This window comes from Bittarella massiliensis (ex Durand et al. 2017), from assembly GCF_001486165.1.
GTDB classification, from domain to species: domain Bacteria; phylum Bacillota; class Clostridia; order Oscillospirales; family Ruminococcaceae; genus Bittarella; species Bittarella massiliensis.
This window is the reverse complement of the sequence record NZ_LN908977.1, coordinates 868,530-887,571: the sequence shown is the minus strand read 5'-3', so window position 1 is coordinate 887,571 and position 19,042 is coordinate 868,530. Positions and strand designations below refer to the sequence as shown.

Sequence of the window (19,042 nt, the reverse complement as noted above, 5' to 3'; positions counted from 1 at the left end):
AAACTGCCGATGAAACACGCGGGGAGAACACTTGCCATCGCGCTCTGTGCAGCGGTGGCGATGCAGGGGCTGTGTGGCTGTACCACCCGGGGCGAAATGTGTGTGGAGCAGGAGACCGACCCCATTGTGCTGTCGTTTTTTATGCCCATGGGCGAACAGAAAAACGAGGGCTCCAATGTTTTTTTGAAACTGATCGACCAGTACAACGCCTCCCACGACGACGTGCAGATCCAGGTGGAAGGGCTCTCGATAAAGGACGGGTACAACGAGGTGCTGGAAAAGCGTCTGGCGTCCGGCCAGGGGGACGACCTCTTCGCCATCAACGCCGACAGCGTCAAATCCTTTGCCGCCAGCGGGTACCTGTGTGACCTGGCCGACCTGCCGGCCTGCAGCCGCCTCTACCCCGCGGCGCGGGAGCAGGCCGAAATAGACGGTCTGGTCTACACCATCCCCCTCACCATGGCAGCCTACGGGATGTATGTGAACACCGACCTGTTGGAAAAATACGGCCTTGACCCCCCCGACGACTATCCCTCCTGGATGCACTGCTGCCAGGTGCTCAAAGAAAACGGGGTGACCCCCTTTGCCGTCAACCGCTGGTACGCCATGACGGTGCCGGTGATGGCGAGGGGACTCTACAAGCTCTACCAGTCCGACCGCTATGACGAGTTGGCCAAGGGCCTCAACGACGGGAGCATCCCCGTCGGCAACTACATGCTGGAGGGCTTTCAGCTGTTTGAGGAGTTCTTGGAGCAGGGCTATTACGGGGACGACCTGACCCGGGAGGGGGTGGACAGCATCCCGGCTTGCACCACCGACTTGCAGGCCTTTCAGGAGCAAACCGTCGCCTTTGCCTTCTTCAGCACCGGGGTGGAGAAGTACTTTGACGACGAGGGGGAGGGGATGCCCTATCAGGCGCAGGGGGTGCCCGCCCTTCCGGACGGGGCGGTCTGCCTGCCCTCCATCGCCGACCGACTCTGTGTCAACGCCAACAGCAACCACCTGAAGGAGGCGCTGGAGGTGGCGGAGTACATGAGCGACGCCACTGCCGCCGAACTGTTGACAGACGGAGGGGGCGCCCTGCCCTCGCGAGAGGGGCAGGAGGGGATGCCGATGGGCGCCGAGCACATGCAGAAGCTGCTGCCCCTGGTCAACCGGGAGGGACAGATCCCCATCGAGGACATGAACCTGCACTTCACCTATTGGGACACCACCCGCACCCTCTGCCTGGAGATGATCGACGGTCTCTCAGCCGAAGAGGCAGCGGAGAAGTACAACGCCATCCAACTGGAACAGATTGGCCGGTACGAGGGCGGATAAGCGCGTTGGAGAGGGCTCAAACGACCTGTTTGGCCCTCTCCGATTGCGTGTTAAAAGGTCCGGCGGCCCCTTTGGCGGGCGCAGAAGGGCCCCTGGGACAGGGGTTCCCTGGTGTTCTCTCTTTGGGTCCGTGGCGGGGGAAATCTCTCGGTGGGCGCTCTCTGGCGCTGTCGCCTTTCCAGTAGCTCTCCCTGGCGGCACTCTCCCGCCCTCCACCGCTGTGCCGAGGGGTGAGGGAAGGGGGACCGCCGCTCCCAAACCGGTTTGTCCTGCCTTCTGAACCCGCTTTGCTGCCCTGCCGGATAGCGGCCGCTCCCCCTGCATTTCCCGCGGCGATTTGGCAAAAATAGATATAAATTTCAATTTCTTACAAACAAATGTTTTCCCTTGTGAACCTTTTAAAGAGGGGGCCGCTGTGCTATAATATAGACTCGAGTTCTTGTGTGCGCACCTTTGTCCGCCCAGGGGAAAAAAGGGGGGACGAGGGCGGTCGCGCATGTATTATATTGTCTATTTTTTGACAGTTGTCTGGTTATCTCGTCCCCGCCCGGCGGGGACGGCAGGGAGGTGCAGAAATGGGAAATACGAACGGGTCTTTCAAACTGGTCTCCCCCTATCAGCCCACCGGCGATCAGCCCCAGGCCATCGCCGAGCTGGTGGAGGGGATCGAGCGGGGGGACAGGGAGCAGACCCTGCTGGGGGTCACCGGCTCGGGCAAGACCTTCACCATGGCCAACGTCATCGCCCAGGTCAACCGGCCCACCCTGGTGCTGGCCCACAACAAGACCCTGGCCGCCCAGCTCTGTTCGGAGTTTCGGGAGTTCTTCCCTGAAAACGCGGTGGAGTACTTCGTCAGTTACTACGACTACTACCAGCCCGAGGCGTACGTGGCCTCCACCGACACCTACATCGAAAAGGACTCCTCCATCAACGAGGAGATCGAGAAGATGCGCCACTCGGCCACCGCCGCCCTCTCGGAGCGGCGGGACGTCATCCTGGTGGCCAGCGTCTCCTGCATCTACTCCCTGGGCGACCCCATCGACTACCGGACCATGGTCATCTCCCTGCGCCCGGGGATGGAGAGGAGCCGGGACGATGTGGTCAAGCAGTTGGTGGACCTGCAGTACGAGCGCAACGACGTCAACTTCACCCGCAACAAATTCCGGGTGCGGGGGGACGTGGTGGAGGTCTACCCCGCCTACTCCACCGAGACGGCAGTGCGCATCGAGTTCTTTGGCGACGAGGTGGACCGCATCTCCGAAATCAACCCCTTGACAGGGGAGAGCAAGAATGTGCTGGGCCACATCGCCATCTACCCGGCCAGCCACTACATCGTCCCCAAGGAGAAGATGCAGCGGGCCATCACCGACATCCAGGACGAGCTGCGTGAGCGCATCCAGTACTTCAAGTCCCACGACAAGCTGCTGGAGGCCCAGCGCATCGAGCAGCGCACCATGTACGACATCGAGATGCTGCAGGAGATCGGCTTTTGCAAGGGGATCGAGAACTACTCCCGCACCCTCTCCGGCCGGGCGCCGGGCAGCACCCCCAACACCCTCATCGACTACTTTCCCGACGACTTCCTTCTCTTTGTGGACGAGTCCCACGTGACCCTGCCCCAGGTGCGAGGGATGTTCGCCGGCGACTACGCACGCAAAAAAAATCTGGTGGACTACGGCTTCCGCCTCCCCTCGGCCTTTGACAACCGCCCCCTGAACTTTGACGAGTTCTACGGCAAGATCAACCAGGCGGTCTTCGTCTCGGCCACCCCCGGCGACTTTGAGCGGGAGAAGAGCACCCAGATCGTGGAGCAGGTGATCCGCCCCACCGGCCTCACCGACCCCGAAGTGATCGTCAAGCCCATCGAGGGGCAGATTGACGACCTCTACACCGAGATCCAAAAGCGCACCGCCCGCAAGGAGCGGGTGATGGTGACCACCCTCACCAAGAAGATGGCCGAGGACCTGACGGCCTACCTGGAAAACATGGGGGTGCGGGTGCGGTACATGCACCACGGCACCGAGACCATCGAGCGGATGGAGATCATCCGCGACCTGCGGCTGGGCGAGTTCGACGTGCTGGTGGGCATCAACCTGCTGCGGGAGGGGCTGGACATCCCCGAGGTCTCCCTGGTGGCCATCCTCGACGCCGACAAGGAGGGCTTCCTGCGCAGTGAGACCTCCCTGGTACAGACCATCGGCCGCGCCGCCCGCAACGCCGGCGGCCAGGTCATCATGTACGCCGACGTGGTCACCCGCTCGATGGAGGCGGCCATCCGCGAGACCGAGCGCCGCCGCGCCATCCAGCAGGCCTACAACGAGGCCCACGGCATCGTCCCCAAGACCATCATCAAGGCGGTGCGGGACGTCATTGAAATCTCCAAGAAGGACACCGACGACGTCAAGAAGTACAAGCGTCTCAGCCGGGAGAAGAAGGCCGAGATGATCAACAAGCTGACCAAGGAGATGCGCCAGGCGGCCCAACTGCTGGAATTCGAGCAGGCGGCCTTCCTTCGCGACAAGATCGAGCAGCTCAAATCCTTAAAGTAAAGCGAGGAAATACGACAGTGGCAATGGACAAAATCGTCATCAAAGGGGCCCGGGAGCACAACCTGAAAAACATCGACATCGAGATCCCCCGGGACAAGCTGGTGGTCTTTACCGGCCTCTCCGGCTCGGGCAAGTCCTCCCTGGCCTTCGACACCATCTACGCCGACGGCCAGCGCCGGTACGTGGAGAGCCTCTCCTCCTACGCCCGCCAGTTTCTCGGGCAGATGGAGAAGCCGGACGTGGATCTGATCGAGGGGCTCTCTCCGGCCATCTCCATCGACCAGAAGACCACCTCCCGCAACCCCCGCTCCACCGTGGGCACCGTCACCGAGATCTACGACTATCTCCGCCTCCTCTACGCCCGCATCGGCATCCCCCACTGCCCCATCTGCGGCAAGGAGATCAAGCAGCAGACCGTCGACCAGATCGTGGACAAGGTGCTGGCCCTCCCCGAGGGCAGCCGCATCCAGGTGCTGGCCCCGGTGGTGCGCGGGCGCAAGGGGGAGCACGTCAAGGAGTTTGAGTCGGCCAAGCGCTCCGGCTTTGTGCGGGTGCGGGTGGACGGCAGCATCTTCGACCTCTCTGAGGAGATCAAGCTGGAGAAGAACAAGAAGCACACCATCGAGATCGTGGTGGACCGGCTGATCATCAAGGAGGAGATCAAGTCCCGCCTGACCGACTCGCTGGAGACCGCCACCTCCATCTCGGGCGGGCTGGCGGTCATCGACGTCATCGGGGGGGAGGAGATGCTCTTCTCCCAAAACTACGCCTGCCCCGACCACGACATCAGCATCGAGGAGCTCTCCCCCCGGATGTTCTCCTTCAACAACCCCTACGGCGCCTGCGAGAAGTGCACCGGCCTGGGCACCTTTTTGCGGGTGGACCCCGATCTGGTGGTGCCGGACAAGTCCAAGTCCATCCGCGGGGGGGCCATCCGCGCCTCCGGCTGGTACTACAAAGACGCCTCCACCATCTCCCACATGTACTACGACGGGCTGGCCAAGGCCTACGGCTTCACCCTGAACACCCCCTTTGAGGAGATCTCGGAGGAGGGGCAGAACGCCATCCTCTACGGCACCGGCGACCGGGCCATCGATATGACCCGCCAGAACGAGTACGGCACCGGCAAGTACAAGACCACCTTTGAGGGGATCGTCAACAACCTGGAACGCCGCTTCCGCGAGACCAACTCGGCCTGGATGCGGGAGGAGATCCAGGAGGTCATGAGCTCGGTGCCCTGCCCCGACTGCGGTGGCAAAAAGCTGAAAAAGGCCTCCCTGGCGGTGACGGTGGCGGGGAAGAACATCATCGACTTCACCGACCTGTCGGTGGTGGACGCCCTGCGCTTCATCGACTCGATGGAGCTCACCCCCCGCGACGAGATGATCGCCCACCAGATCCTCAAGGAGATCAAATCCCGGCTCAACTTCCTGCGCAGCGTGGGGCTGGGGTACCTGACCCTCTCCCGCGCCGCCGCCACCCTCTCGGGGGGAGAGAGCCAGCGCATCCGCCTGGCCACCCAGATCGGCTCCTCCCTGGTGGGGGTCCTCTACATCCTGGACGAGCCCAGCATCGGGTTGCACCAGCGGGACAACGACAAGCTCATCGCCACCCTCCGCCACCTGCGGGACATCGGCAACACCCTCATCGTGGTGGAGCACGACGAGGACACCATCCGCGCCGCCGACTACATTGTGGACATCGGCCCCGGGGCGGGTGTCAACGGGGGAGAGGTGGTGGCCCAGGGCTCTCTGCAGGACATCGAGGGCTGCCCGCACTCCATCACCGGGCAGTACCTCTGCGGGGTCAAGAAAATCGAGGTGCCCACGTCCCGGCGCAAGGGGAGCGGCAAGTTCCTCGAGGTCAAGGGCGCGACCCAGAACAACCTCAAAGAGGTGAACGTGAAGATCCCCCTGGGCACCTTCACCTGCGTCACCGGGGTCTCGGGTTCGGGCAAGTCCTCCCTCATCAACGAGGTGCTCTACAAGACCCTGGCGCAAAAGCTCAACGGCGCCAAGTCCAAGCCGGGCAAATGCCAAAAGGTCCTGGGTCTCAAACACCTGGACAAGGTCATCGGCATCGACCAGTCGCCCATCGGCCGCACCCCCCGCTCCAACCCGGCCACCTACACCGGGGTGTTCACCGACATCCGCAACTTCTTCGCCCAGACCGCCGACGCCAAGGCCAAGGGCTACAGCTCCAGCCGCTTCTCCTTCAACGTCAAGGGCGGGCGCTGCGAGGCCTGCCAGGGCGACGGCATCATCAAGATCGAGATGCACTTCCTGCCAGACATCTACGTCCCCTGCGAGGTCTGCGGCGGCAAGCGGTATAACCGGGAGACTTTGGAGGTAAAATACAAGGGCAAGAGCATCTACGACGTGCTGGAGATGTCGGTGGAGGAGGCCTGCGCCTTCTTTGAGAACATCCCTCGCATCCGCGAAAAGCTGCAGACCCTGCTGGACGTGGGGCTGGGCTACGTCAAGTTGGGCCAGCCGGCCACCACCCTTTCGGGCGGCGAGGCGCAGCGGGTCAAGCTGGCGCTGGAACTCTCCCGCCGGGCCACCGGCAAGACCGTCTACATCCTGGACGAGCCCACCACCGGCCTGCACACCGCCGATGTGCACAAGCTCATCGACGTGCTGCAGCGGCTGGTGGACGCGGGGAACACCGTCATCGTCATCGAGCACAACCTGGACATGATCAAGGTGGCCGACTACCTCATCGACATCGGCCCCGAGGGGGGCGACGAGGGGGGCGAGATCGTCGCCACCGGCACCCCCGAGCAGGTGGCCAAGGTGGAGCGCTCCTACACTGGACAATATTTGAAAAAAATGCTCTGAAATCGAAAGAGCCCCTTTACAATCGTGGAGTAATTCAGTATAATTGGGTCAGAAACCAAATCAAAGAAAAAAGGAGTGTTCCGCAATGGCAAAATATGTTTGCACCGTGTGTGGGTACGTGTACGACGAGGCCGCTGGCGCCCCTGACGAGGGGATCGCCGCCGGCACCAAGTGGGCCGACGTGCCCGACGACTTTGTCTGCCCCCTCTGTGGCGTGGGCAAGGACATGTTTGAAGAGCAGGCGTAAAAGAAGCGATCGGGGCAGCCGCCTGTGGCGCGGCCGCCCCTCTTTTTTGCCAGGACTGTCAAAAGAAAAGGGGAGATCACTTTGTCCGGAACCAAGAAAATCAAGGACGGCATCTACTACACCGGGATCCTCAACCCCAACATGCGGGTCTTCGATGTGGTGATGCGCACCGAATACGGCACCAGCTACAACGCCTACACGGTGGTGGGCAGCGAGAAGACCGCCCTCATCGACGCCTCCCACCTCACCTTTGCCGAGGACTACCTCGAGACGCTGGAGCAGGTCTGCGACATCGCCAAGGTGGACTACCTGGTGATGAACCACTGCGAGCCCGACCACTCGGGCGCGGTGGCAAAACTCGTTGAAAAATACCCCGACATCACCGTTTTGGTGAGCCAGGCGGGCAGCATCTACCTCAAGGGGATCACCAACAACCCCAACATGAAGGTGGAGGTGGTCAAAAACGGCGACACCCGCGACCTGGGCGGCAAGACCCTGACCTTCCTTTCGGCCCCCTTCCTCCACTGGCCCGACTCCATCTTCACCTACCTGCCGGAGGACAAGGTGGTCTTTACCTGCGACTTCCTGGGCGCCCACTACTGCGAGCCCCTGGTGTGGGACAACAAGGTCACCTATCCCAAGGCCTATGAAGAGGCGGTCAAGGTCTACTACGACGCCATCTTCTCCCCCTTTGCCAGCTATGTGCGCAAGGGGCTCGACATCCTCTCCACCCTCGATTTTGACACCGCCTGCACCAGCCACGGCCCCATTTTGACCAAGGGCTGCTGCCTGGAGTGGGTGATGGAGCAGTACCGCCAGTGGAGCGCCGAGCCCGCCGGTGAAAAGCCGCTGATCCCCATCTTCTACTGCTCGGCCTACGGCAACACCACCCAGTTGGCCGAGGAGATCCGCGCCGGCATCCTCTCGGTCAAGCCGGAGGCGGAGATCCCCCTCTACAACGTCATCGAGCACGACCTGGGCGAACAGGCGGCGGCCCTCAACCGCAGCACCGCCTTCCTGCTGGGTTCGCCCACCATCAACCGCAACGCGGTGCCCCCTATCTGGAACCTGTTGGCCCACATCGACGCCATCGGCAACCAGAAAAAGCCGGTGGCCGTCTTCGGCTCCTTCGGCTGGAGCGGCGAGGCGGTGCCCCTGCTCAACGGCTACCTGAGCAACCTCAAGTTCAATGTGGCCATGGACGGGCTGAAGGTCACCTTTGTCCCCAGCGAGGAGGATCTGAAAAAGGCCTTTGCCTACGGCAAGGAGTTTGCCGAGAAACTCTAAACAGCGCGCGAAAAAGGACCGGCCCTGCGGGGGCGGCCCTTTTTTTGCGCCCCGCCTCTGGCGCCGGCCGGGGCCTTTCTGGTATACTGGTGACAGAGAGAACACCCACCCGCGCCCGGAAAGGGGGAAGCCGCCGTGAAGCCCTTTGACACTGTTCGGCCGCTGCGGGGCGGGGCCCGTCTGGCCCTCTGCCTCTGTTTGCTGCTGGCCCTGTTTCCCGCCGTCGCCCAGGCCGATATGGGCCCCAAGCCCCAGGTCACCGTGGTGGTGGAGGACCCGCCCCAGGGGGAGTACTACCTGGACCTGCTGGTCCCCGAGGGGGACTACGACAACCTGGGGGACCAGCGCGCCCAATATGACCCGCAAAAGCTCGCCCTGCTGGCCGATTACCGGGAGGGCGGGTGGCACGCCGGTCTGACCGTCGGCACCCGCGCCCCCATGTGGGGCGACTTGCGGGGGGAGGCGCGGGGGGAGAGCCGCCGCCACACCTTCGGCTATTTCGGGGTGCCCGACCGCTTCAAGCTCCTGATCGCCACGCCGGAGGGGGAGCTGCGGGTCTCCGACTGGGTCGACCGGGTCACCTTTCAGACCACCCTGACCTACGACTACCAGACCGGGCAGATGGCCCGCCCCAGCATCTGGCTGGCCTATCTGCGCCAGTTCGCCGTGACCCTGCTGCCCACCCTCCTCATCGAGGGGGTGCTGCTGCTGGCCTTCCGCTTCCCCCTCAAGAAAAATGGACTGGTCTTCCTGCTGGTCAACCTGGGCACCCAGCTCTTTTTGACCGCCACCCTGGGGCGGCAGCTCCTGCTGCACGGGCTGCTCGCCGGTTACGCGGCCCTCGTCCCCCTGGAACTGGCGGTGGCCGGGGCCGAGACCCTTCTCTACCTCTACCTGCTGCGGGGGCAGGGGAGGGGCCGCCGGGTGGCCTACGCCCTCACCGCCAACGCCGCCAGCGCCCTGGCGGGCTGGCTGCTGCTGAAGTGGGAGTTTTGGCTGCACTTTTCCAGCTAGAGAGAACAAGCGCCCCCTTCTCCCCGCACCGGCGGGGGAGGGGGCGCTCTTTTGTTTGGAGAAAAGGGGCCGGGCGACGGGGTCACACCAGCTTTTCAAAGGGGACCTGGGCCACCTGAAAGCGCCGGCCGCTCAGGTACTGCAGCACCCCTTCGCCGGGAGGGAAGGCAAAGGTCACCTCCCGGGAATAGAGGGCCTGGTAGGATTGGTGGTAGCGGCGGTTGACCGGCTCCCGGCCGTACTTGCCGTCCCCCAGCAGGGGGTGGCCGGCGGCGGCGAACTGGGCGCGGATCTGGTGGGTGCGCCCGGTCACCAGCCGGGCCTCCACCAGGCTCAGCTCCCGGTTCGCCCGCAAGACCCGGTAGTGGGTCACCGCCTGCTTGGCCCCGGGGCGGGGGCTGTCGCCGACGTAGACCCGGCTCTTTTTGCTGTCCTTGAAGAGGTAGCCCGTGAGGGTCCCCTCCCGGCGGGGGAGGCGGCCCAGCACCACGCACCAGTAGGTCTTTTGCACCTGCCGCAGGCGGATGTGCTCCAGCATCTCCTCCAGGGCGGGCTGGTTTTTGGCGGCGATGACGATGCCCCCGGTCCAGCGGTCGATGCGGTTGCAGAGGGCGGGGGGAAAGGTCTCGCCGGGGCGGTACTCCCCCCGGTCGTAGAGGTAGCGCTGGATCTGGGCCTCCAGGGTGTTGACCCCCTCCTCCCGGTCGGGGAGGACCAGCAGCCCCGGGTATTTGTCTGCCAGGAGGATGTTTTCGTCCTCGTACACCACCTGGAACCGGGGCTTGACCCGCAGGTAGGCGTTTTCGGGGGAGGGGCGCTGAAAGAATTCGTCGTTGAGATAGCACTCCAGCCGGTCCCCCGCCTGCAACCGGTGTCCGGGCTGGGAGACCCGCTTCCCGTTGACCCGGACGCGGCCCTTGCGCAGAAACTTGTAGAGAAGGGGCTGGGGCAGGCCGTGGGTCAGCTCCCCCAGCAGGGCGTCCAACCGCCGCCCGTCCGCCGCCCTGTCCACTGTGAATTCCCTCAAAAAAACAACCTCCCCTCTGCCGCTTGGCGGGCAGGTTTGGCCCGCTGCGGCTGCGCTCCAATCATATCACAAAAACCCCTTTGGGAAAAGCCCGCTTCCCGGGGATTTGCCGTGCGCGCGGGGGCAAAATATGGTATAATAACCACCAAGTGGCGAGTGTGCCGGAGGACGGCCGGGCAGCTGCACAAACGCGGTTTGCTCTCTGCCTTCTGGCCGCCCCCCCCTGTGCATCCGGCGCTTGTGGGAGGGGGGCGGCGAATGCAGCCGTTGCCTGGTCGGCGGGCGGCTGTCCCCCAAGGTTGGGGCGCGCCGGGCCCTGCTGGCGGGGCGGCCCGCCTTTTACCAGAGCGGTGGGCAGCGATTTTCAGGGTCGGGGCAGCCCCCCGGGGAGGCGGCTTGCCGCTCGCCCAGGTGTGGGAGGGCGGCGGCCATTCCCCGCAAATTCCGCCGGGGGCAAAGATCCGCCGCCGGGCGGTGGGGCCGCCGGGCGAGTGGTTTGAGGGGGACGGTTTTGGCCCATCCTCAAACGGCCCCCTTTTGGGGCGGCTCAGATCGCTTTTTTCGCCGCTGGGCACCCCGGCGGGAGAAAAATGACTTTTGGGATATGGCTTCCCCGCCTGCGGGGAGAGCTGTGGGAATATGTGAAGAGAGGGCGTTGGTTTTGGAAATTTTGGAACCCAGCAGATACGGAGAGTATGAGGCGTTTGTCAGCGCCCACAAAAACGGCGGCTTTACCCAGTCCATCCACTGGCCTCAGGTCAAGGCCGGCTGGGGCCACCGGGTGGTGGTCTCCCGCAACGCGGCGGGGGAGATCGTGGGGGGGATGCTCATCCTCACCAAAAAGGTGCCGGGGCTGAACCGCCACTTCCTCTATGCCCCCCGGGGCCCGGTGTTTGACTACGGCGACGAGGCCGTCTTTGCCGACTTGGTCGAAGGGGTCAAGGCGGTGGCCAAGTTGGAGCACGGCTTTGCCTTTAAGATGGACCCCATGGTGATGACCGGGGACACCGCCTTTGTGGAGATGGCCCGCAAATACGGCTTCACCTACACCGAGGACCAGACCGACGACGACACCATCCAGCGCCGCAGCAACTACATGCTGCCCCTGGCCGGGCGCACCAAGGAGGAGCTGCTGGCCAGCTTCCACCAGAAGTGGCGCTACAACATCCGCCTGGCCGGGCGCAAAGGGGTGGTCTGCAAGGTGGGCACCAAGGCAGACCTGCCCGACTTTATGAAGGTCTACCAGGTCACCGGCCAGCGCGACGGCTTCAACACCCGCCCCATGAGCTACTTCGAGCGGATGCTCGACGCCCTGGGCGAACGGGTGCGCCTCTACCTCTGCTACTACGAGGGGCAGCCCATCTCCGGCGCCATCACCACCAACTACGCGGGCAAGACCTGCTATGTCTACGGCGCGTCGGACAACGCCTTCCGCAATGTCATGCCCAACCACCTGATGCAGTGGGAGATGATCCAGTGGGCGGTGGACACCGGCTGTGTGGTCTACGACTTTCAGGGCATCCCCCTGGACCTGTCGGGGAACGACCACATGCACGGGGTCTACCTCTTCAAAAAGGGCTTTAACGGCCAGGTGGTCACCTTTGCCGGGGAGTTCGATCTGGTCTTTACCCCCTGGGTAGAGAAATTCGTCGATTTTTCAGAAAAGGTGCAGGCCAGGATGCGCAAGCGCCGGGCCCGCAAAAAGGCCAAACAGGCCAAGGCCAACTAAAGGCCGAGAGGGGAGAGAGGACAGATGGGTTGGATCATTTTGTGGGCGGTGCTGGGGCTTTTGCTGCTGTTGATTGCCGCCATCCTGGTCAACACCCTGCGGGTGGGGACCAAGTCGGTGTCGCCCCAGGGGGCGCCTCTGCCGCCGGAGGAGCGGGTCGCGCACTACGCCGAGACCCTCTCCCGGATGCTGGCACAGGAGACGGTCACCGTGGCCCCCGGCGGAGACCTGTCAAAGATCTACGCCTTTCACCGGCTGCTGGAGGAGCTCTACCCCAACATCCACCGCCAGTTGGAGCGGGTGGAGCTGGACGGCGCCCTCCTCTTTCACTGGAGGGGGAGCGGCCGCTCCGACCGGCTGCCCCTGCTGCTCATGTCCCACATGGACGTGGTGCCCGCCGAGGGGGCGTGGAGCCACCCGCCCTTTGCCGGCGAGGTTGAGGATGGGATCATCTGGGGCCGGGGCGCGGTGGACACCAAGGGCTCCCTCTGCGGCTTTATGAACGCGGTGGAGGAGCTGCTGGCCGAGGGGTACGTCCCCCCGCAGGACGTCTATCTGGCCTCCTCCTGCAACGAAGAGATCAACGGCCCCGGCGCCCCCGCCACGGTGGACTACCTGGCCGCCCAGGGGGTCAAGCTGGGCCTGGTGCTGGACGAGGGGGGCGCGGTGGCCGACAGCCCCCTGCCCGGCCTCGACTGCAAGTTCGCCATGATCGGTTTGATGGAGAAGGGGAACGCCCAGGTCAAGTTTGTGGCCAAGTCAAAGGGCGGCCACGCCTCCACGCCCCCCAGGGGCACCCCCCTGGCCCGGCTGGCGGGGATGGTGAACTACATAGAGAAGAAAAACCCCTTCTCGGTGCAGTTCACCCCGCCGGTGGAGGGGATGTTCCGGGAGATGGCCCCCTATATGAGCATGCCCCTGCGGCTGGTGCTGGCAAATCTCTGGCTCTTTAAGCCCCTGCTCAAGTCGCTCCTCCCCAAATTCAGCGCCCAGGCTGGGGCCATGCTCCAGACCACCTGCGCCTTTACCATGGCCGCGGGGAGCGAGGCGGCCAACGTCATCCCCCAGGAGGCGTCCATCACCGCCAACCTGCGCTTCATGTCCCACGAGCGCAAGGAGGCCACCATGCAGAAGCTGCGCGCCATCGGCGAGCGCTTTGACGTGGAGGTACAGCTGGTCTCGGGGTGGGACTGCTCGGGCGTCTCCTCCGCCGACAGCTATGGCTACCAGGCGGTAAAGGCCTGCGTGCAGAAGACCTTCCCCGAGGCGGGGGTGGCCCCCTACATCATGTTGCAGGGGAGCGATTCCCGCCACTACGAGAGGATCTGCGACTGCGTGCTCCGCTTTGCCCCCCTCTCCATCGACAAACAGCAGCTGGGCAGCATCCACGGGGTGGACGAAAACCTCAGCGTGGAGGCGCTGGCCAAGGCGGTCCTCTTTTACAAGGAGCTGGTGCAGGGCTACTTCTCCGCCGCACCGGCAAAATCAGAGCACAGACAAGGATAACGTATGAAAAAAATAGCCAAGGTCCTGCTCAGCAGGATCGTCATCGTGGGGGTCTTGATCCTCCTGCAAGCGGCCTTTCTGGTGGTCGCCATCTGGCGCCTCAGCGAGGAGTTCGTCTACTTACAGCCCATTCTCATCGTCCTCAGCGGCCTCTGCGCCGTCTGGGTCATCTCCAAGGACGACAACCCGGCCTACAAGATCCCCTGGATCCTCATCGTCATGGCCCTGCCCATCTTCGGCGGGCTCTTCTACGTCTTTTTCGGCAACAACAAGGTGCCCCGGGCCCTGCGCGGCCGGGTCAGCGAGATCTACGACAAGACCAAGGATGAGCTGATCGCCAACCGGGTGGTCACCGAGGAGATCGAGTCCATGAGCCGGCACACCGCCAAACAGTCCCTCTACATCAGCAACAACTCCTTCTACCCGGTCTACAAGAACACCGAGACCTGCTACCTCTCCCCGGGGGAGCGGATGTTTGAGAAGCTGGTGGAGGAGCTGGAAAAGGCCCAGCACTTCATCTTTATGGAGTACTTTATCGTTCAGGCCGGGGTGATGTGGGACACGGTGCTGGAGATTTTGGAGCGCAAGGCCGCCCAGGGGGTGGATGTGCGGATGCTCTACGACGACGTGGGCAGCCTGGTCACCCTTCCCAGCGGCTACTACAAGGAGCTGCGCCAGAAGGGGATCAAGTGCTACGCCTTCAACAAGTTCCGCCCCCGGCTGCAGATGCAGATGAACAACCGCGACCACCGCAAGATCACCGTCATCGACGGGTATGTGGGCTTCACCGGCGGCATCAACCTGGCCGACGAGTACATCAACGGCTACGAGAAGCACGGCCACTGGAAGGACGCCTCCATCATGCTCAAGGGGGAGGCGGTCTGGAACCTGACGGTGATGTTCCTGCAATTCTGGCAGTACGAGACCAAGAAGGGGGAGGAGTTCAGCCAGTTTCGCCCCGAGCGGTACATGCCCGCCCCCTGCGAGAGCGACGGCTACGTGCAGCCCTACGCCGACAGCCCCATGGACGACGAGATCGTGGGGGAGCAGGTCTACCTGAATATCATCAACAACGCCACCGAATACGTCTATATCAACACCCCCTACCTGATCGTCGACAACGAGGTGGTGACCGCCCTCAACCTGGCGGCCAAGAGCGGCATCGACGTGCGGATCGTCACCCCCCATGTGCCCGACAAGTGGTATGTGCACATGGTGACCCGCTCCTACTACAAACAACTGCTGGAGGCGGGGGTCAAAATCTACGAGTACACCCCCGGCTTCATCCACTCCAAGACCTTTGTCGCCGACGACAAGGTGGCGGTGGTGGGCACCACCAACCTGGACTTTCGCAGCCTCTACCTGCACTTTGAGTGCGGCGTCTGGATGTACCGCTCCAAGGCGGTGCTCCAGCTGAAAAAGGACTTTTTGCAGACCCTGGAGTGCTGCGAGCAGATGACCATGAAAAAGTACAATGCCATCCCCCTCTACAAGCGGATGTTCGCGGCGGTGCTGCGGGTGTTTTCCCCCCTGATGTAGGGGGATTTGAGGCGGGGCGGAGAAGAGAGGAGGGCGCGAGATGGAACTTCATCAGATAACCGGTCTGGGCCGGGTGGCGGAGGAAAAGCTGCGCCGCGCGGGGATCGAGACCCCGGAGCAGCTGCGGGCAATCGGGGCCAAGGAGGCCCTGCTGCGGGTGCGGCTGCACGCCGATCCGGGGGCCTGCCTGCACCTGCTCTACGCCCTGGAAGGGGCCATCCGCGGCCTGCCGAAGAAGGAGCTGCCCCCCGACGTGAAGGCTGATTTAAAGGCCTTTTACAGCGGTTTGGAGAGAGGGCAAACGGCCGCGGCCAGCCGGGCCGCAGAGAGGGGAGAGGGAAAATGAACATCATCTTACTGACCGACATTCTCGACTGCAACCACCTGTTGGAGGAGCGGGGCCTGGCCTTTCGCGTCCACCTGCGGGACGCCTGCGGCAAACAGTCCTGCTGGATCGAACCGCTGGGGGAGTGCGCCTGTTCCGGCCGCTTTGAGGAGATGCGCCGGACGGTGGAGGCATTTTTCGCCGCCCGCCGCTTTCGCATCACCTACGGCGACGAGGAGAAGCTCACGTTCTGGGTCGATTGAGCCGCTGCTCCACGTTCCAGGCAGCCGGCGGTGCCCTTTGCCGCACCCTGCGCCCCATTTCGATGTGTCGAGGTCGCGCCGTCAGCGTTGGCTCGTCCGCCATCCTCTGGTGCGACAGAGAGGCGATCCCGCCGCCCCCACGGAGACTTGATGCGGCTGAGCAGAGGATTGCCCTAAAGAAGAGAGAGGCCCGAGCGGTGATAAACCGCTCGGGCCTCCGCCGTCTTGCAGGGGGGAGGGGGGCTTCTATCCGCACCTGTCCCAAGGCCGACGGCTGGGTGCTGCCGCCCTTCTCTCTGAGGGGGCGAAAAGGTGGTCCCAATGGTTCAGCGCCGAAAAGGGATACGGCCTTCTCTCCTTTTTCGGGGGTGGAGGGATTTCTGCCCCGGCTTTTCTCCCGCCCCCTTGTTCTCTGCCTTTTCCCGCCCTTGCCCTTGCCCTCGCCCTCGCCCTGCCCGAGAGGGCGATCGGGCAGGGCGAGCACAGTCGCCAGGGTGGGGTGGAGAGGGGTCCTGGGGGGATTGACCGGGGCAGTCCACCGGTAAAGACCAGTCGGTGGGGGAGTCCAGCCCTCACCCTCCTGTGCCGGACCGGACGCCGTCAACTGCCAGAGAGACAGGGGAGAGGGGGACCGATCTGGTCCCCCTCTCCCCTGTTGAGGCGCTCGGCCCCGCACTCTATTTTCCTAGCGGCGGCGCTTCCTGCCCGCAAGCAAAACAGCGCCTGCCAGGGCTGCCATGCCCGTGACCGCCAGTGGCCGCGACGGATCGCCGGTTGCGACCCCATCGCCTTTCTCCGGGGTCGGCGGCGCCTCCTTTACGAGGGTGAACTCCAGCGTCCCGGCCGTCTCTCTCCCGTCGTTTTCAAACACCGCTTCCAGTCGGTGGACCCCCGCCGGCAGGGTGGCGAGAAAGTCGCTGTACAGCGCCACTTCGACGCTGCCCTTCTCAGCGGTCCCCGCTTGGCCCTCGTATCCCGGGTAGCCCAAGTTTGCCTGTGTCGCCGATTGGGGCCGAATGTCGAGATCGACGCCGTCGAGCCGCAGCGCCTTGAGGGTGTCGTAGTCGCCGTTAAATACCCAGTGACCGTCCTCTCCCGCCCGCAGCTCGGTCGGGCCGCCGCTCACGTCCACCGTCACCTCGGCGTATCCCTTTACGCCGCTGTCGGCGGCAGTCGCCGTCACCAGCAGTTGCTCGTTTCTCTCGCCTGCGCCTACCGTCAGCAGGCCGTTTTGGTCGATGGCCGAGTCGGTGCCGTCCACCGACCAGACCACCCCGCGGCCGATATTGCCCGCCGCTGCCACCGCGGCTGTAAATTGCTGGGTGCCGCCTTTTTTCACCGTAGCGAACGGCGGGTCAACCGTCACCCCTGTCACCACGCCGGTGGTGACGACGGCGGTGCCCTCTACCGCCCCCTGTACCCCATTTTGATGTGCCGAGGTCGCCGTCAGCGTCAACTCAGGCGCCGTCTCGTCCGCGCCGACTTGCAGGCGGCAGCCGTCTCCCTGCGCCACCACCCGCGTCTGAGGCGAGGTGTTGCCGCTCACCCGCCACACCACTTCGCGGCTCACCCCGTCGCCCACCGTCTCCACCGCGGCATCAAAGGGCTCCGACAGGCTGCCCGGCAGCACGGCGGCCGCAGCGGGGGTGACCGCCACCCCTTTTGCCCCGGTAAAGGTCAGCTCCCCCACCTTTTCGCGCACCGCGCTGTTGTGGGCGCTCTCGGTCGACTCGTATATCAGGTCGTAGACGCCGGGCCGAAAACGGTTGAGGGTCTCCGGGTCGTCTGCCAGGTATCCAAAGCCCCAGTCATCCATCTCGTTCGCGAACATCCCGGTCGCAGAAATGAGGGTCACCCCATCGCAGGTCAGGCTGGTCTTCGCGATTTTCTCTCCGGGCCCGCCCACATAGCCCTTGTAGACGGGGGATCGGTAGACCGGCGTCCTGTTGTCATTGCAAGCGCCCGTCGCGTAGACAAACCGGTTGGCGGCGGCGTCCATCCCCGCGCGTGGCTCTGTCTTGCAGATGGTCAGGGTACCGATCTGCCCCGCAAAGTGCTCGTTGTTGTCGTCCCCGGCGATCTCCCCCAGAATGGGGTGGTCCCCCGGGGAAAGGGCAAGCAGACGGTCGCCTGCCAGGTGTGTGCCGCGACGGTCGCCATTTGAAAACAGGGCAGTATCGCTAAAATCACCCAGGCTCGGGATGCGCAGCGTACAAGAGGCCGATGAACCTGCCCCAGAAAGCCTCCAGATGATAATCAGCCCTTCTCCATAGGTACAGGTGAGCTTCTCGTCGTTTTGGATCGTCAGCACGGGCTTGGCCTTCGCCACCGTTATGTCTTTCTCCATTTTCCACTCTGTGGCATTGTACAAACGCGCGGTGCATGTCACCGTGTAGTGGCCGGGGGAGAGATAGGTATGGGTCGAGTTTTGCCCGAGTTCACGAGCCGTGCCGTCCCCAAAATCCCAGAGCAGGGAGGCAACCTCCTCACCGCCCATCGCATCGGGCCCGGTGAACTGGATTTCCTCTCGGACGCGGGGGCTCTGCGGCGACCAGGTGAAATCCCCGTTCAGGGCGCTGGGTGTCGCCAGCGCCGCGGCGGGAAACAGGGCCAGCAGCAGGGCGCCGCACAGCAAAAGGCCGAACCATCTCTTGATCATCTTCACGAATTTTCCCCTCTCTTTCCTTGAGGGGGCTGACGGCCAGATGCGGCGAGCCCCTCTTGATACTTTCATTGTCGCAGGTTTTGTCCCAAAAAACAAGGAAAATAGCCTGTATTGGGGGCTTTTTTTGCCCCTATCCCCGCAGAGGTGTGATAAAGGGGCTTGTCGGCGCCGCAATTTTGTGCTTTTGTGCCGCGAGGGGGAGTGGCCGCCCGGCGCCTGTCATCTGCGGTGGCCGGGCTGGGGGAGAGGGCGCCCGCTTCGCCGGCCAGTACCGCCTGCCCGCCGCTTGGTCCCATAAGGGCGTGGGGCCTCTGTTTCCGCGAGGAGGGGGGCGTTCACATGGGAACGTGGGCTTTTCGGCACTATCGGAAGGGGAGAGGGGTTTGCCCCGCCAAACCGGGCCGCGACAGAGCCGTGGGAGGCGTCGCCGGCAGCCGGGCGAAGCGGCGGACGCGACCTGTACTTGAAGACATCTTTGCCCGCCCTGGTGCTGCTCTGCACAAAGGGGGGATGGCGGGCCGCTCTGCCGCCGTCTCAAACGGCTGAAAAGCGGGGGCAAAAGGGGTGTCTCCGCCTCGGCGATTTGCCTGTTGACGGCCCCTTCCTTTTCCTCAAAGCCCATCGCTTTCCCCTCGCGGCCGCCTCTTTTTGCCGGCGCGAGGAACATGGACTTGGGCGGCCCTGGACCGATTGGGAAAGCCGGGGGGAGATGTGGTTTGCACTGCCGCTGC

General features: G+C 63.9%; 13 protein-coding genes and 1 pseudogene. 11 read left to right on the top strand and 3 right to left on the bottom strand.

All coding sequences use genetic code 11. The features are described 5' to 3' along the window. The first annotated feature begins 9 nt into the window (after window positions 1–9). From BN3266_RS11165 to BN3266_RS11140, 6 genes are all read left to right on the top strand, one after another. The gene (locus tag BN3266_RS11165) at window positions 10–1,320 is read left to right on the top strand and encodes an ABC transporter substrate-binding protein (protein WP_082671807.1); all 1,311 of its coding nucleotides are present in this window, start codon (window positions 10–12) and stop codon (window positions 1,318–1,320) included. A 575-nt stretch (window positions 1,321–1,895) separates the two neighbouring features. Continuing rightward, a complete protein-coding gene (gene uvrB / locus BN3266_RS11160) occupies window positions 1,896–3,869 on the top strand; it encodes an excinuclease ABC subunit UvrB (RefSeq protein WP_021658279.1) in 1,974 nt (657 codons plus the stop codon). Between the two features lie 17 nt (window positions 3,870–3,886). After that, complete coding sequence (gene uvrA / locus BN3266_RS11155; RefSeq protein WP_059005191.1) at window positions 3,887–6,709, top strand: excinuclease ABC subunit UvrA; 2,823 nt, start codon at window positions 3,887–3,889, stop codon at window positions 6,707–6,709. Between the two features lie 85 nt (window positions 6,710–6,794). Then, the gene (locus tag BN3266_RS11150) at window positions 6,795–6,956 is read left to right on the top strand and encodes a rubredoxin (protein WP_021658277.1); all 162 of its coding nucleotides are present in this window, start codon (window positions 6,795–6,797) and stop codon (window positions 6,954–6,956) included. A gap of 141 nt (window positions 6,957–7,097) precedes the next feature. Beyond that, window positions 7,098–8,243, top strand: coding sequence for an FprA family A-type flavoprotein (locus BN3266_RS11145; protein ID WP_044991894.1), 1,146 nt, complete (start codon window positions 7,098–7,100; stop codon window positions 8,241–8,243). Between the two features lie 135 nt (window positions 8,244–8,378). Further along, complete coding sequence (locus BN3266_RS11140; RefSeq protein WP_059005190.1) at window positions 8,379–9,257, top strand: hypothetical protein; 879 nt, start codon at window positions 8,379–8,381, stop codon at window positions 9,255–9,257. An 82-nt stretch (window positions 9,258–9,339) separates the two neighbouring features. Here the strand turns inward: BN3266_RS11140 and BN3266_RS11135 are convergent, their stop codons facing one another. Continuing rightward, on the bottom strand, window positions 9,340–10,284 hold the full coding sequence (locus BN3266_RS11135; RefSeq protein WP_059005189.1) for an RluA family pseudouridine synthase: 945 nt from the start codon (window positions 10,282–10,284) through the stop codon (window positions 9,340–9,342). 661 nt (window positions 10,285–10,945) lie between these two features. Between BN3266_RS11135 and BN3266_RS11130 the strand changes: the two genes are divergently transcribed. From BN3266_RS11130 to BN3266_RS11110, 5 genes are read left to right on the top strand one after another with little or no spacing between them, the layout of a single operon-like run. Beyond that, a complete protein-coding gene (locus BN3266_RS11130; protein WP_059005188.1) occupies window positions 10,946–12,013 on the top strand; it encodes a lipid II:glycine glycyltransferase FemX in 1,068 nt (355 codons plus the stop codon). 24 nt (window positions 12,014–12,037) lie between these two features. Further along, window positions 12,038–13,519, top strand: coding sequence for a M20/M25/M40 family metallo-hydrolase (locus tag BN3266_RS11125; RefSeq protein ID WP_059005187.1), 1,482 nt, complete (start codon window positions 12,038–12,040; stop codon window positions 13,517–13,519). A gap of 3 nt (window positions 13,520–13,522) precedes the next feature. Further along, window positions 13,523–15,058 carry a cardiolipin synthase gene (gene cls, locus BN3266_RS11120; RefSeq protein ID WP_021658269.1) on the top strand — a complete coding sequence of 512 codons (1,536 nt, stop codon included), beginning with the start codon at window positions 13,523–13,525 and terminating at the stop codon, window positions 15,056–15,058. Between the two features lie 40 nt (window positions 15,059–15,098). After that, entirely contained in the window at window positions 15,099–15,404 is a 306-nt protein-coding gene (locus tag BN3266_RS11115; RefSeq protein ID WP_059005186.1) for a TfoX/Sxy family DNA transformation protein, read from the top strand. Further along, window positions 15,401–15,646 carry an RDAC family protein gene (locus BN3266_RS11110; RefSeq protein WP_059005185.1) on the top strand — a complete coding sequence of 82 codons (246 nt, stop codon included), beginning with the start codon at window positions 15,401–15,403 and terminating at the stop codon, window positions 15,644–15,646. The genes BN3266_RS11115 and BN3266_RS11110 overlap by 4 nt, the downstream gene beginning before the upstream one ends. Window positions 15,647–16,331: 685 nt before the next feature. Here the strand turns inward: BN3266_RS11110 and BN3266_RS11105 are convergent. Then, window positions 16,332–17,993, bottom strand: coding sequence for an Ig-like domain-containing protein (locus BN3266_RS11105; protein WP_242861767.1), 1,662 nt, complete (start codon window positions 17,991–17,993; stop codon window positions 16,332–16,334). A gap of 33 nt (window positions 17,994–18,026) precedes the next feature. After that, a pseudogene (locus BN3266_RS14545) lies at window positions 18,027–18,305 on the bottom strand (PKD domain-containing protein); the annotation flags it as partial. Between the last annotated feature and the right edge of the window lie 737 nt (window positions 18,306–19,042).